This window comes from Alcaligenes phenolicus (assembly GCF_032063905.1).
Lineage (GTDB): Bacteria > Pseudomonadota > Gammaproteobacteria > Burkholderiales > Burkholderiaceae_B > Alcaligenes > Alcaligenes phenolicus.
On record NZ_DAMBOE010000002.1, the window covers coordinates 43,409 to 56,257 of the forward strand.

The window sequence follows — 12,849 nt, forward strand, 5'->3', positions numbered from 1 at the left end:
AATAATAGCGCAGCTAATCCCCATCAATTGTTAATTCTGAAAGCAGATACCTACAGGGGATATACCTATATCTGCTTCTATTTACCCTCATCATGGCCACAATATTCCCGCTGATTCTGCCCGACTTCCTGCTAATAGCACTGGGGGCTTTATTGCTGCATCGCTTTCATTTCAGCCGGGATTTTTTCCAGGGTGCGGAAAAACTGGTCTATTACGTCCTGTTTCCAGCCCTGCTGTTTGATTCCATTACCCGCATCCCGCTCAATCTGGGTGATACCTGGCCCCTCTTGGTCGCTGCGGCTGTTTTAATTGCCGTAGGCACGATACTGGCCTGGCTGGCCCTGCCCATTCTGAAACCCGAACACTTGCAGCACGCAGCCCTGACTCAATGCGCCTTTCGCTTCAATACCTATTTGGGGATGTCTCTGGCCAGTGCGATTGCCGGGCCATCGGGTGTCGCTGTCATGGCTTTGCTGGTGGGCTTTTCTGTTCCCATGGCCAATATGGTGGCAGTGACCGTGCTAGCGCGGGGGCAGCAAGGCCGTATCGCCATCGAGCTGCTTAAAAATCCCCTTATTCTGTCTACTGTTGCTGCACTGGCCTGGAATCTGGCTGGTTTGTCCGTACCAGGCCCGGTTCAATTGGCCTTTAGCCGCTTGGGGGCTTGTGCCCTGGGGATTGGTTTGTTGTGTGTAGGCGCCACCTTGTCCCTGCAAGGCTCGCGGCGTGCGGGGGCCTTGATCGGCTGGATTACGGCCATCAAGCTGCTGGCTTTACCCTTGGCGGCCCTGGCAATTGCCTGGGTGTTGGATATGAGCACACTGGAGCGCCAGATGTTACTGGTATTTGCCGCTCTGCCTACCGCCTCTTCTGCCCACGTACTGGCCGCCCGCATGGGAGCCGATAGCCGTCTGGTCGCGCTGACCATGTCGATCGGCACTATACTAGCGGGCTTGACCATTCCATTGTGGTTATCCCTCGCTACCTGATCCAAGCCTATGAATCCGCAAGCTTTAACCCTGTCCTTGCCTGATGAGGACGCCACCACCGCCTTGGCCGAGCGCCTTGCCCCGCTGCTAAGCGGTCAGGTCCCCGGTGTGCCTGTGGGTGGCCGAATTCATCTTCATGGTGACCTGGGTGCCGGTAAAACCCACTTTGTTCGGGCCCTGTTACGGGCTTGTGGCGTTACCGGTCGTATCAAAAGTCCTAGCTACGCTTTGCTTGAAAGTTATAAAGTTTCTAGCTTATACTTCTATCATCTTGATTTTTATAGATTTAGCGATCCACGAGAATGGGTCGACGCAGGTTTTCGCGATATTTTGCAAGACAATGCTGTTGTGCTGATCGAATGGCCCGAAAAAGCAGGGGATTTATTGCCCGAGCCCGATCTGGATTTACACCTGGATTATTGCGGTGACGGTCGTTTGGCCACCCTGGATGCACGCAGCGCCAAAGGAACGCTATGGATTACGACACTCGCCCCCAGCCTGCAGAAGTAGCCCCAGCCGGCAAGGCCCGTCGCCGATTCGTCGCCACGGCCACCACCCTGTTCCTGCTTCCCGTCATACCGCGGCTGGCGAACGCCAGCACCATCGTGGCCGTCCGTACCTGGCCGGCAGACGAATACACCCGCGTCACCCTGGAAATGGATAGCGAGCTCAAGGCCGAGCACTTCACACTGGAAAACCCCCATCGCATGGTGGTGGACATCCAGGGCCTGACCATGAACCGCACCATCGAGGAGCTGGTTTCCAAGGTCCGCCCCAATGACCCCTACATTCGCTCCGTGCGCGTGGGCCAGAACCGCCCCGACGTGGTGCGTCTGGTGCTGGATCTAAAACAGGCCGTCGCCCCCCAGATCTTTACGCTCAAGCCCGTTGGCGAATACAAGTACCGGCTGGTGCTGGACTTGTACCCGCGTGTGGCGCAAGACCCGCTGCTGGCCTTGCAAATTCAGGACGATAACGACCCCCTGGCTTCCGTCCTGGAAAGCCTGGCTCAAAACTCGCCTGATGCGCCTGTGCCTACGGTACAAGGGCAAACCTTGCCGCCCGTCGCTCGTACGCCGCCTCCTGTCACGACTCCACCGCGCTCCCCTTCGCCTGCAGCCACGCCCGGTACTCCCAATCGTCCCTTGCTGATTGCGCTGGACCCCGGCCACGGTGGAGAGGACCCCGGTGCCATCGGCCCCGGTGGTACCCGTGAAAAAGATGTGGTGCTGAATATCGCCCGCCGCTTGAAGCGTCTGATTGATGCGCAGCCCAATATGCGTACTTATTTGACGCGCGACTCGGACTTCTTCGTGCCGCTGCAAGTGCGTGTACAAAAAGCGCGTCGGGTAAAAGCTGACCTGTTCATCAGTATTCACGCTGACGCCTGGATCAAGCCTAGTGCGCGTGGCTCGTCTATCTACGCCCTGTCTCAAAACGGTGCCACCAGCTCGGCTGCTCGGTGGCTGGCCAAGAAAGAGAACGATGCTGACTTGATCGGTGGTCTGAACCTGGGCTCCCACAACCGTCAGGTTGCGCAAATTCTGCTGGACCTGTCTACGGCCGCACAGATTAACGATTCGGTGAAAGTAGGCTCGCGCCTGCTGGGCGAGATCGGCAAGATCAACCGCCTGCATAAGCGCAATGTTGAACGCGCTGGTTTTGCTGTACTGAAAGCACCGGATATCCCGTCGATTCTGATCGAAACAGCGTTTATCAGTAATCCGGAGGAAGAGCGTCTGCTGCGTAGTTCTTCGCATCAGGACAAGATTGCCCAAGCCATTCTGACCGGCATCCGGGGATATTTTGCCGAGTTTCCGGCATTGGCCAGCCGTAGCTAACTATCCGCTTGGTTCGATGAAAAAAAGCGCAGCAAAAATGCTGCGCTTTTTTTGTTTCCGTAGAGTCTGAGGCTGTTCGGAAAAGAGAGCGTCTTTGGCTAAGGACCTGTTTGAACCTGAATCGGTGTGGCCATTTCTTGAGGGGGAGCAGCTAGTCTGCAGGCGAGTCAGGGTTCTGGCCGCAGGCTCTTGAGCTATCCAGGATACAAGCCCCGTGCTGTTTGAGCGCGACGCTTATAGCTCGTCCGGGGGACGAGCTATCGCGCGAGTTCACGGGGCGCCTGGATAGCTCAAGAGACAAGGGTACCCGTGCGCAGCACGGGCCAGGGCCCCGCCTGCAGACTAGCTGCTCCCCCTCAAGAAAACTGAGGCATTCTTTGCTAAAGGCTGAAACAGAGGTTGCTTTTTCAAAAACACGGAGAGTGCCAATAGTTACCTTGACCACTTGACCACTTGAACACTTGAACACTTGGACGCTTGGACGCTTGGACGCTTGGACGCTTGGACCCAGATTTTGCGACGGCTTTTACCCCCTCGCCAACAACAGCGATATCTGACAGGTTTCCGAAATAAAAAAGGACGCCTACTGGCGTCCTTTCCTTAATCTTTAACAAGCAAGCAATCCGATCTCAAATCCTACAAAGCCGCATCACCCTTGCTCTTGCGCTTGAAGATCTTCCACAAGGCCCCAGCCACAACAGGCACCGCAGCAGCCGCAATACCAATCAGCACGATGGTATTCAAATGCGCCTTGATGAAAGGCACATTGCCAAAGAAGTAGCCCAGGGTAATCAAGCTGCAAATCCACAGCACCGCGCCGGTAATGTTGTACATCTGAAAGCGCATGGCATTCATATGACCCACCCCGGCCACAAAGGGCGCGAAGGTACGGAACAAGGGCAGGAAGCGGGAAATGACGATAGTCTTGCCACCATGCTTTTCATAGAAAGCATGGGTTTTGACCAACGCACGACGATCCAGGAATCGGGATTCCTGGGTAAAGACTTTCGGGCCTATATACCGCCCCACGTGATAGTTCACGGTATTACCCAACACCGCTGCCACGATCAACAAGCCACCCAGCATAACCGGGTCCAGCATGCCCGAAGCACCAAAGGCTCCAGCAATAAACAGCAAGGAATCGCCCGGCAGGAAGGGCAAAACCACAAGCCCGGTCTCGCCAAATATAATCAAGAACAGAACAAGATAAATCCAGGCTCCATACTGCTCGACCCACACACCCAGGTACTGGTCAATATGAAGGATCATGCTGAGTAAATCGGGCATAGTTCCACACCAAAATAACAATCCAGCCAGTCCGATACTGGCCAGACCGACACCATAGAGCAAGCGGTTAAAATAAGCCGCTACCGTTTGAAACCCGTTGAACATGTATTGTTCAACCCTGAATACACACAAGGCCAGCCGCCCTATGTCATCAAGACGCCGTATTATCCCACTCCCGGACCTGCTTGTAAGCCAAATTGCGGCCGGTGAAGTTATCGAGCGCCCGGCATCTGTCCTGAAAGAATTGCTGGAAAACGCGATTGACGCTGGAGCCAGCGCCATCGAGATTCGCCTGGACGGCGGCGGCATACGCCGTATCTCGGTCAGCGACGATGGCCACGGCATCACCCAGGAAGAGTTGCCCCTGGCGCTGCTGCAACATGCCACCAGCAAGATTCGCTCGCTGGAAGAACTGGAGTCCGTGTCCTCCATGGGCTTTCGGGGTGAGGCCCTGCCCTCTATTGCCTCGGTAGCCCGTCTGACGATCAACTCGCGCACCCAGGACGACCCGCACGCCTGGGAGTACTCGCTGGGCCACGCTGAACCCCAGCCCGCCTCCGGGCAGATTGGCACGCATGTGGATGTACGTCAGCTATTTGACGAGATCCCTGCCCGTCGCAAGTTCCTGCGTACGGAAGGCACGGAGTACGGCCATTGCGTGACCGCGCTGGAGCGCATTGCCCTGGCACAGCCGCAGATCGCTTTCCGGCTTTTCCACAACGACAAGCCCCAGCGCCACTGGCGCAGCGGCACGCTGGAACAGCGTCTGCTGGATATTTTGGGCAAGGAGTTTATTGAACAAAGCCTACCCGTTGCCCAGGAACAGGGGCTGATCAGCTTGCGCGGTTTGGTGATTCACCCCGCCCATGCTCGCCCCAGTGCAGACAAGCAGTTCCTGTTCGTGAATGGCCGTTTTGTACGCGACCGCACCGTCTCGCACGCCATACGCAGTGCTTATGCCGATGTACTGCATGGGGATCGCCAGCCTGCCTATGCCCTGTTTCTGGACATTGCCCCCTCCACGCTGGATGTGAACGTACACCCCGCCAAGCATGAAGTCCGCTTCCGTGACAGCGGCGCTGTGTACCGCTTTGTGCTGCAGTCTGTCGGACAAACCTTGGCGCAAGGCAGCATGGCCGGGGAAACGCCGGTTGCCGCCATGCCTTTACCTGAAGGCGCTACCCAGCCTCCTATAACGGGCACACCCTACCCTTCGGCCACTCCTGGCGCACCCAGCAGCTCCTATACCAGCAGCGAACCCGCCATGCCGTACAGCCATCCAGCTCGCCAAGGCTGGCAATCCAGTTTCAGCCTGCGCGAGCCATCTGGTGGCGGCAGTGTCGACTGGAAAAGCATGTATCGCCCGATTGAACCTGCTCCCAGCAACACGCCAGTCACCAGCTATCAAAGCGAGGCAGACAGCACGACGGACGAATTTCCCTTGGGTATGGCCCTGGGGCAGTTGCACGGCATCTATATTCTGTCCGAGACACGCCAGGGCATGATTCTGGTGGACATGCACGCCGCACATGAACGCGTGGTCTACGAACAATTGAAGCAGGCTCTGGATGGCCGCGAACTGCCCCGTCAGGATCTGCTGGTGCCGGTAGTATTCAGCTGCTCGGAAAGTGATATCGCCTTGCTGGATGAGCATCAGGAAACCCTGGCCGATCTGGGCCTGAACATGAACCCGGCCGGCCCCACCACCATGGCCGTGCGTGCCGTCCCTGCCCTCCTGGCTCAAGGCGATATAGAATCCCTGGCCCGTGCCGTACTGCGCGACCTGGCACAGGTAGGGTCGTCACGCCACCTGGATGAACAACGCAACGAACTGCTTTCCACCATGGCCTGCCACGGTGCGGTACGCGCCAATCGTCGCCTGAGCATCCCCGAGATGAACGCTCTGCTTCGCAAGATGGAACAAACTGACCGGGCCGATCTGTGTAATCACGGCCGCCCCACCTGGTTCCAATGGAAGCTCAGCGAGCTGGACAAACTTTTTATGCGTGGACAATGAACGATTTACCCATTCTGTGCCTGGCTGGCCCGACGGCCAGCGGCAAAAGCGCAAGCACGCATATCCTGGCCCAACACTGGCCGATTGAAGTGATTGTGATGGACTCGGCCACGATTTACCGTGACATGGACATTGGCACCGCCAAACCCAGCGCCGAAGAACAAGCCGCTATCCCCCACCACTTGCTGGATATACGCGACCCGGTAGAAAGCTATTCAGCCGCAGAGTTCGCCACCGACGCGACCCGTCTTATTCAAGAAATCCGGGGACGCGGGCATTATCCCGTGCTGTGTGGCGGCACCATGCTGTATTACAAAGCCTTGCGCGAAGGCTTGAACGACTTGCCGCAGGCAGACCCTGCCATTCGCCAGCAACTGGATGAGCGTGCCCAGGAGATTGGCTGGCCCGGCATGCACGAAGAGCTGACCCGCATCGACCCGGTGACAGCTGCCAGGCTGGCCCCCCGCGATAGCCAGCGTATTCAACGTGCCCTGGAGATTTTCCATATCAGCGGCAAGACCATGAGCGACTGGCTAAAGGACAAAGCCCAGCCGCAAGAAGAGAGCCATCAGTACGTCACCATGAGCCTGGAGCCAGAAGATAGATCCTGGCTGCATAAGCGCATTGCGGCTCGCTATCACGACATGATCGAACAAGGACTGCTGCAAGAAGTGGAGAAGCTTTACCAGCGTACTGACTTGCATCCCGGCCTGCCCTCTATTCGTTGTGTGGGCTATCGGCAACTATGGTCGTATCTGGACGGCGAAGTCAGCCTGGACCTGGCCATTGAACAGGCTATTGCCGCGACTCGCCAGCTAGCCAAACGCCAATTGACCTGGCTGCGATCCGAACCCGAGCGTCAGCAATTCAACTGCCAGAACCCACAAGCCGCCGAGCAGATTGTGCAAGCGGCACGCCAGATCTGGCCAGCCTGATGCTCAGATAAGCATCTCGCTTTTTTTGCGAACCGCCCCCCTGGCAGCTGGATGGTATCCAACTGCCGGGGGGGCGGTTCAAAAAGATCGTTTTTTACCCGAGACGGTTTTTACACCGAAGCCCCGTTCAGCTTGAGCAAGACTTGAGTGCGCATGGCCACGTATTGGAACACACCACCCAGCAAGGCACCAATCAGCCAGCCGTAACCGGCCATATTCGCCAGGGCAGGCACCCAGACGGTCGCTACCGAGAATACCGCCGCCAGGAAGAAAGCGGCCATTGCACGCTTGTTCCAGCCGTTCTGGAAGTAGTAGGTACCGCTTTCTGCAAGGCTGAACAGATCCGACACCACGACACGCTGTTTGCGGATCAAGTAAAAGTCCACAATCATGATGCCGTACAAGGGAGCCAGCAAGGCGCCCAAGGTATCCACGAAGCCGGTAATCCCGATGGCGCTGATCAAGGGCAGCCACAAGCCACCGATAAAGAACGCGATTACAGCGGTCAGAATGCCACCCATCTTGGCAGAGATCAGCTCGGGCTTGAGGTTGGCCAAGTCAAAGGCCGGTGGAATGAAGTTCGCCACCAGGTTGATACCCACGGTCGCGGCAAAGAAGGTCAAAGCCGCGATCACCGTCAAAGCCAGGCTATCGACGCGATCCACAATATCAGTGGGGTTGGTCAAGGTTTCGCCAAACAACACAGCCGTACCGGCGGTAATGAACAAGGCCAGGAAGGAGAACACGGCCAGGCTGACAGGCAAGCCCATGAAGTTACCGATACGCATGCTGCGCTCGTCTTTCACAAAGCGCGAGAAGTCGCCGTAGTTGATCACAACGGCAGCAAAGTACGCCACCATAGTGCCCACCACCGCGCCAAAGGCCATCAAGGGTCCGCCTTCGTAAGAACCTTTACCGGCAAAGATCTCGCCCACTTTATCGAGCAAACCACCGCCGGCCTTGTACCAGATCACGGCCAGCAAGGCGAACATCACCAGATACACCAACGGACCCGCCCAGTTCAGGAAGCGCGTAATCCACTTCATGCCCATCAGGAAAATGCCCAGCTGCAGAATGCAGACCACCACATAAGACACCCAGCCCACCCAATCCAGCCCCAGGAACAAGGCTCCGCCGGGGTGATCCAGCAAGGCATTGAACAACAGAGCCAAGGCCGTGGAGGCAAAGTAAGTCTGCACGCCGTACCAGAAGATAGCCACAATCCCACGCACCAGGGCAGGGAACTTGGCGCCCTTCACCCCCATGCTGATACGGGCAATCACAGGATAGGGAACGCCATACAGCACGCTGGGTTTACCGCTCAGATTCACCAGCCCCATCACAATAAAACCGGCCAGCAAGATGCCAGCAAATACGGCCCAACCATTCAGACCATAAGAAATAAACAAGGTGGCGGCCAAGGTGTAGCCAAATAGACTTTGAATATCGTTAGACCAGACGTTGAAAATCTCGAACCAGCCCCACAAGCGTTTTTGTCGTGGCAAAGGCGCCAAGTCTTCGTTGTGCAAAGCAGGATGCGGATCTTTCAAAGATAAATCGCTGTGCTCCATTTTCTCCCCCTAAGAAATTGCTTCTAACATGTCAGCTGAAATTTCTATGTGCTTGCCGCTACTGTAGGAGCCTTGCTTATCGGGGAATATTATGGAATGTACGAGTAATACCTAAATTCGGATTAGCTCGAAAAACGACATAATCAAATCCATATAATATTTATTTGAAAATCAAATACATCAGATTCGATGCGGTAATACAAGGCAATTCAAAGCAAGATGCAGGAATAAAAAAAGCCAGCTCGATGAGCTGGCTTTTTTACTGACGGAAAGATCAGAGGTTTTTAAACCACTTCGGTCTGCGCCTGACCTTCCTGACGCTCCAGGATTTCACCCAATTGGTAAACGGTCTCACCTTGCTCGGACAAGGTGGCGCTAATGGCGTCTGCCTTGTCTGCAGGAACAATGATGATCATGCCGATACCGCAGTTGAACACACGGTACATTTCTTCGTCGGCCACGTTACCGTTGCTTTGCAACCACTGGAACAAGGCAGGCATGGTCCAGGAATCACGCTTCAGACGGGCAGTCAGGTGCTTTTGCAGAATGCGTGGCACGTTTTCCAGCAAGCCGCCGCCCGTGATGTGAGCCAGGCCCTTGATGTCCGCACCGTGGGCAGCCAAGGCAGCCAGCACGGATTTCACGTAGATGCGGGTGGGTTCCATGACCACGTCAGCCAAAGGACGGCCATCCAGCTCGTCGGTAGGCTTGGCGTTGGCGTGCTTGAGAATCTTGCGAATCAGGGAGTAACCGTTGGAGTGGGCACCGCTGGAAGCCAGACCCAGAACCACGTCACCGGGAACAATGGACTTGCCATCGATAATGCGCGATTTTTCTACTGCACCCACTGCAAAACCGGCCAGGTCGTACTCGCCTTCGGGGTACATGCCGGGCATCTCTGCCGTTTCACCACCGATCAGGGCACAAGCGGACAGTTCACAACCCTTGGCAATGCCGCCAACTACTTGAGCAGCGGTGTCGACCGACAGCTTGCCGCAGGCAAAGTAATCCAGAAAGTACAAGGGTTCTGCGCCCTGGACTAGAATGTCGTTGACACTCATGGCCACCAGGTCTATACCCACAGTGTCGTGGCGCTGCCAATCAAATGCCAGGCGTAGTTTGGTACCAACACCGTCGGTGCCGGACACCAGAACGGGCTCTTTAAGGTGGGTAGGCACTTCAAACAAAGCGCCAAAGCCTCCGATTCCAGCCATGACGCCTGCACGCATGGTTTTGGCAGCCAGTGGTTTAATACGATCGACCAGGGCATCGCCCGCGTCGATATCCACGCCTGCATCGCGGTAGGTCAAGGAAACAGAAGTAGTGTTTTTCATGGGAAAAGCCGTGGGATATGTGAAAATTGCGAGTTGGACGAAATTGTACGACACATGACCGAGCAACTGATTCTGGATATATCTCCAGCACCGCCTGCCTCTTTGGACAACTTTGTTGCCGGAGCGAATCAGGCTGCGTTGCAGGCTCTGCGTCAGTGCAGTCCAGGACGCGCGGTTTACCTGTGGGGACCGCCCGGCGCAGGTCGAACACATCTGCTGCGGGCGATGGCCAGTCAAGACGACAGCCGCTATTTTAGTTCAGATACACCCTCCCAGCCCATCTTTGACATCGCCACCGATGACAAAGCCCCTCCAAGCCTCTTGGCCATCGACGATATCGAACGTTTTGACGAGCACGGTCAGGCTGCCGTATTTGCACTGTACAATCGCTGGCGCGAGTCGGCCACCCGGCCAGACGCCTTCACGCTGCTGGTCTCCGGCGACCGGGCTCCCAAAACCATGTCCGTGCGCGAGGACTTGCGCACACGCCTGGGCTGGGACCTGGTATTCAGGCTGGAATACCTGTCGGACGCCCATAGGGCCGAAGCCATGCAACAGCGAGCCGCTGCCCGCGGTCTGCAACTGCAAGCAGAAGTGCTCAGCTGGATACTGACTCACTACGATCGCGATATGAACCGCTTGAGCGCACTGATCGATGCGCTGGACAATTATTCACTGGTAAAGAAACGCCCCATCACTTTACCCCTGCTCAAAGAACTTCTGGCCAACAGCCAGACCCAATCTTCTAGTTGAGTCATGACTGCTTCTTCTTTTATTGCCCTGTTTGATCTGGACCACACCCTGCTTCCTTTAGATAGCGATTACCAGTGGGCTGACTTCCTGGCCCGTACCGGCCGCGTCGGTGACCCCGCTGAAGCCATTCGTCTGAATGAAGACCTGATGGAACGCTATAACCAGGGATTGCTGACGGCCGAGGAATCGGCCGAATTCATGTTGGGCCTGCTCACCAATGCCAGCCAGGAAGAGTTGCTGGCCTGGCAGGACGAGTTCATGCAGGCCGTGATCCTGCCCTCGATCAGCCCCGCTGCACGCGAATTGCTGGCCCAGCATCAGGACCAGGGCCATCTGGTGGCAATCGTGACCGCTACCAACGAATTCGTGACGCGCCCCATAGCTGCTGCATTGGGCGTTGACCACCTGATCGCCACCACCCCTGAAATGAAAGACGGCCGCTACACCGGCAAGATCAGCGGCGTACCCAGCTTCCAGGCTGGCAAGATCACCCGTGTGGAGCAGTGGCTGCAAACCATGGGCAAAACTTTGGCTGACTTCGAGCGCAGCTGGTTCTACAGCGATTCGCCCAACGATCTGCCCCTGATGGAAGTGGTGACCGACCCCGTGGCAACCAACCCCAGCGACAAGCTGCGTGCCGTGGCCACCGAACGCAATTGGGTCGTCATCGATTTGTTCGCTGACATGATGGACAGCAAATCGTAAAATCAGACGCATGCTCAAGCGAACAATAAAAACATTTGTCGACCGGCTGCTCAAACCAGCCAAAAGCGCGCGTCCCAAAGGGCCGCGCCGCTACACACGAGAAGAACATGTCATAGACCGACGTCTGGTCTCGCGTCATGCCATCAAAGTGTGCGAGGTCCTGAACCACGAAGGCTATCAAGCCTATGTCGTGGGCGGCGCAGTGCGCGATTTGCTGGTGGGCCTGGAGCCCAAGGACTTTGACGTGGCGACCAACGCCACGCCCGAGCAAATCCGCCCCCTGTTCCGTCGTGCCCGCATCATTGGTCGCCGCTTCCGCCTGGTTCACGTGGTGTTTGGTCAGGAAATCATCGAAACCTCGACCTTCCGGGCCGATGATAGCGGCAAGCAAACCGACGAACATGGCCGTATCCTGCGCGACAACGAGTACGGCACCATCGAAGACGATGCCGCACGCCGCGACTTCACGCTAAATGCGCTGTACTACGATCCTCTGACCGAAACCGTTATCGACTACCACAATGGCGTAGCCGATCTGAAAGACCGTCAGGTGCGCATTATTGGTGATGCGGAAACCCGCTATCGCGAAGACCCGGTGCGCATGCTGCGTGCCGTGCGCTTTGCCTCCAAGCTGGACGCCACCATCGAGCCCACGACGGACGCGCCGATCCGTTCCTTGTCGCGTCTGATCGAGAACGTGCCCGAATCCCGTCTGGCTGACGAAACACTCAAGCTGCTGAACTGCGGCCACGCCATGGACTGCATCCAGCGCCTGCAGGCTCTGGGTCTGCACAGCAAGCTCTTGCCCATGGTCGAGCCAGTTCAACGTCTGCCTGGTGGCTCTGAATTTCTGGACATGGCCCTGGCCCGCACCGACACCCGCGTTCGCGCAGGCAAATCGGTCAGCCCCAGCTTTATCTATGCCTGCCTGCTCTGGAAGCTGGTCAAGCAGGAGTGGGACCGACGCAGCGCTCAGGACATGCATCCCCAGCAAGCCTTGCTGGAAGCCGCCGACCTGATCCTGGAAAAACAAAGCCGCATCATGCCGATTCAAAAGCGATTCCAGTCGGATATGCGCGAAATCTGGTTCATGCAGCCCCGTTTTGAGCGCATCGCCAATCGCGCCATCTGGCGCATGACGGAACAACCTCGTTTCCGTGCCGCTGTGGACTTTTTACAACTACGCGCCGAAGCCAAAGAGGTGGATAGCGTGCAGGCACAGTGGTGGATGGATCTGGCCGATGCTGGCGATGAAGAACGCAGCAATATGATTGCCGTGCGCAAACCTGCTGGCACCGCCTCTACCGGCTCGCGCAGCGGTCAGCGCCGTACCCGCCGCCGTCGCTCCAACGCCAAGCGCAGCAACGCAACAGGTGGAAGCGAATCGTGATTCCAGGCAGCACCACCGTTTTCGTCG

General features: G+C 56.8%; 11 protein-coding genes. 8 read left to right on the forward strand and 3 right to left on the reverse strand.

From position 1 onward, the window contains the following. Positions 1-92 precede the first annotated feature (92 nt). From U2949_RS03585 to U2949_RS03595, 3 genes are read left to right on the forward strand one after another with little or no spacing between them, the layout of a single operon-like run. Positions 93-989, forward strand: a complete 897-nt coding sequence (locus tag U2949_RS03585; protein ID WP_321286216.1) for an AEC family transporter — start codon at positions 93-95, stop codon at positions 987-989. Between the two features lie 9 nt (positions 990-998). Beyond that, positions 999-1,499 carry a bifunctional alanine racemase/tRNA (adenosine(37)-N6)-threonylcarbamoyltransferase complex ATPase subunit type 1 TsaE gene (locus tag U2949_RS03590; protein ID WP_009461285.1) on the forward strand — a complete coding sequence of 167 codons (501 nt, stop codon included), beginning with the start codon at positions 999-1,001 and terminating at the stop codon, positions 1,497-1,499. Next, the gene (locus tag U2949_RS03595) at positions 1,463-2,830 is read left to right on the forward strand and encodes an N-acetylmuramoyl-L-alanine amidase (RefSeq protein ID WP_009461284.1); all 1,368 of its coding nucleotides are present in this window, start codon (positions 1,463-1,465) and stop codon (positions 2,828-2,830) included. The genes U2949_RS03590 and U2949_RS03595 overlap by 37 nt, the downstream gene beginning before the upstream one ends. A 636-nt stretch (positions 2,831-3,466) precedes the next feature. On the opposite strand, the gene U2949_RS03600 is transcribed toward U2949_RS03595, so the two are convergent. After that, the gene (locus tag U2949_RS03600) at positions 3,467-4,117 is read right to left on the reverse strand and encodes a VTT domain-containing protein (protein ID WP_042483676.1); all 651 of its coding nucleotides are present in this window, start codon (positions 4,115-4,117) and stop codon (positions 3,467-3,469) included. A 145-nt stretch (positions 4,118-4,262) separates the two neighbouring features. Between U2949_RS03600 and mutL the strand changes: the two genes are divergently transcribed. Together mutL and miaA are read left to right on the forward strand one after the other, a co-directional pair. After that, positions 4,263-6,134 carry a DNA mismatch repair endonuclease MutL gene (mutL, locus tag U2949_RS03605; protein ID WP_257723765.1) on the forward strand — a complete coding sequence of 624 codons (1,872 nt, stop codon included), beginning with the start codon at positions 4,263-4,265 and terminating at the stop codon, positions 6,132-6,134. Continuing rightward, on the forward strand, positions 6,131-7,069 hold the full coding sequence (gene miaA / locus U2949_RS03610; RefSeq protein WP_321286220.1) for a tRNA (adenosine(37)-N6)-dimethylallyltransferase MiaA: 939 nt from the start codon (positions 6,131-6,133) through the stop codon (positions 7,067-7,069). The genes mutL and miaA overlap by 4 nt, the downstream gene beginning before the upstream one ends. Before the next feature lie 110 nt (positions 7,070-7,179). Here the strand turns inward: miaA and U2949_RS03615 are convergent, their stop codons facing one another. Next, positions 7,180-8,640: an NCS1 family nucleobase:cation symporter-1 gene (locus U2949_RS03615; RefSeq protein WP_321286222.1), complete on the reverse strand. Its 1,461-nt coding sequence runs from the start codon at positions 8,638-8,640 to the stop codon at positions 7,180-7,182. Between the two features lie 284 nt (positions 8,641-8,924). Beyond that, entirely contained in the window at positions 8,925-9,974 is a 1,050-nt protein-coding gene (purM, locus tag U2949_RS03620; RefSeq protein WP_022983476.1) for a phosphoribosylformylglycinamidine cyclo-ligase, read from the reverse strand. A 54-nt stretch (positions 9,975-10,028) separates the two neighbouring features. Between purM and hda the strand changes: the two genes are divergently transcribed. The 3 genes from hda to pcnB are packed head-to-tail and all read left to right on the forward strand — an operon-like array spanning position 10,029 to position 12,822. After that, positions 10,029-10,727, forward strand: coding sequence for a DnaA regulatory inactivator Hda (hda, locus tag U2949_RS03625; protein ID WP_022983475.1), 699 nt, complete (start codon positions 10,029-10,031; stop codon positions 10,725-10,727). A gap of 3 nt (positions 10,728-10,730) precedes the next feature. Then, complete coding sequence (locus tag U2949_RS03630) at positions 10,731-11,432, forward strand: HAD family hydrolase (RefSeq protein WP_009461280.1); 702 nt, start codon at positions 10,731-10,733, stop codon at positions 11,430-11,432. 10 nt (positions 11,433-11,442) lie between these two features. Next, positions 11,443-12,822 carry a polynucleotide adenylyltransferase PcnB gene (pcnB, locus tag U2949_RS03635; protein ID WP_321286226.1) on the forward strand — a complete coding sequence of 460 codons (1,380 nt, stop codon included), beginning with the start codon at positions 11,443-11,445 and terminating at the stop codon, positions 12,820-12,822. Positions 12,823-12,849 lie beyond the last annotated feature (27 nt).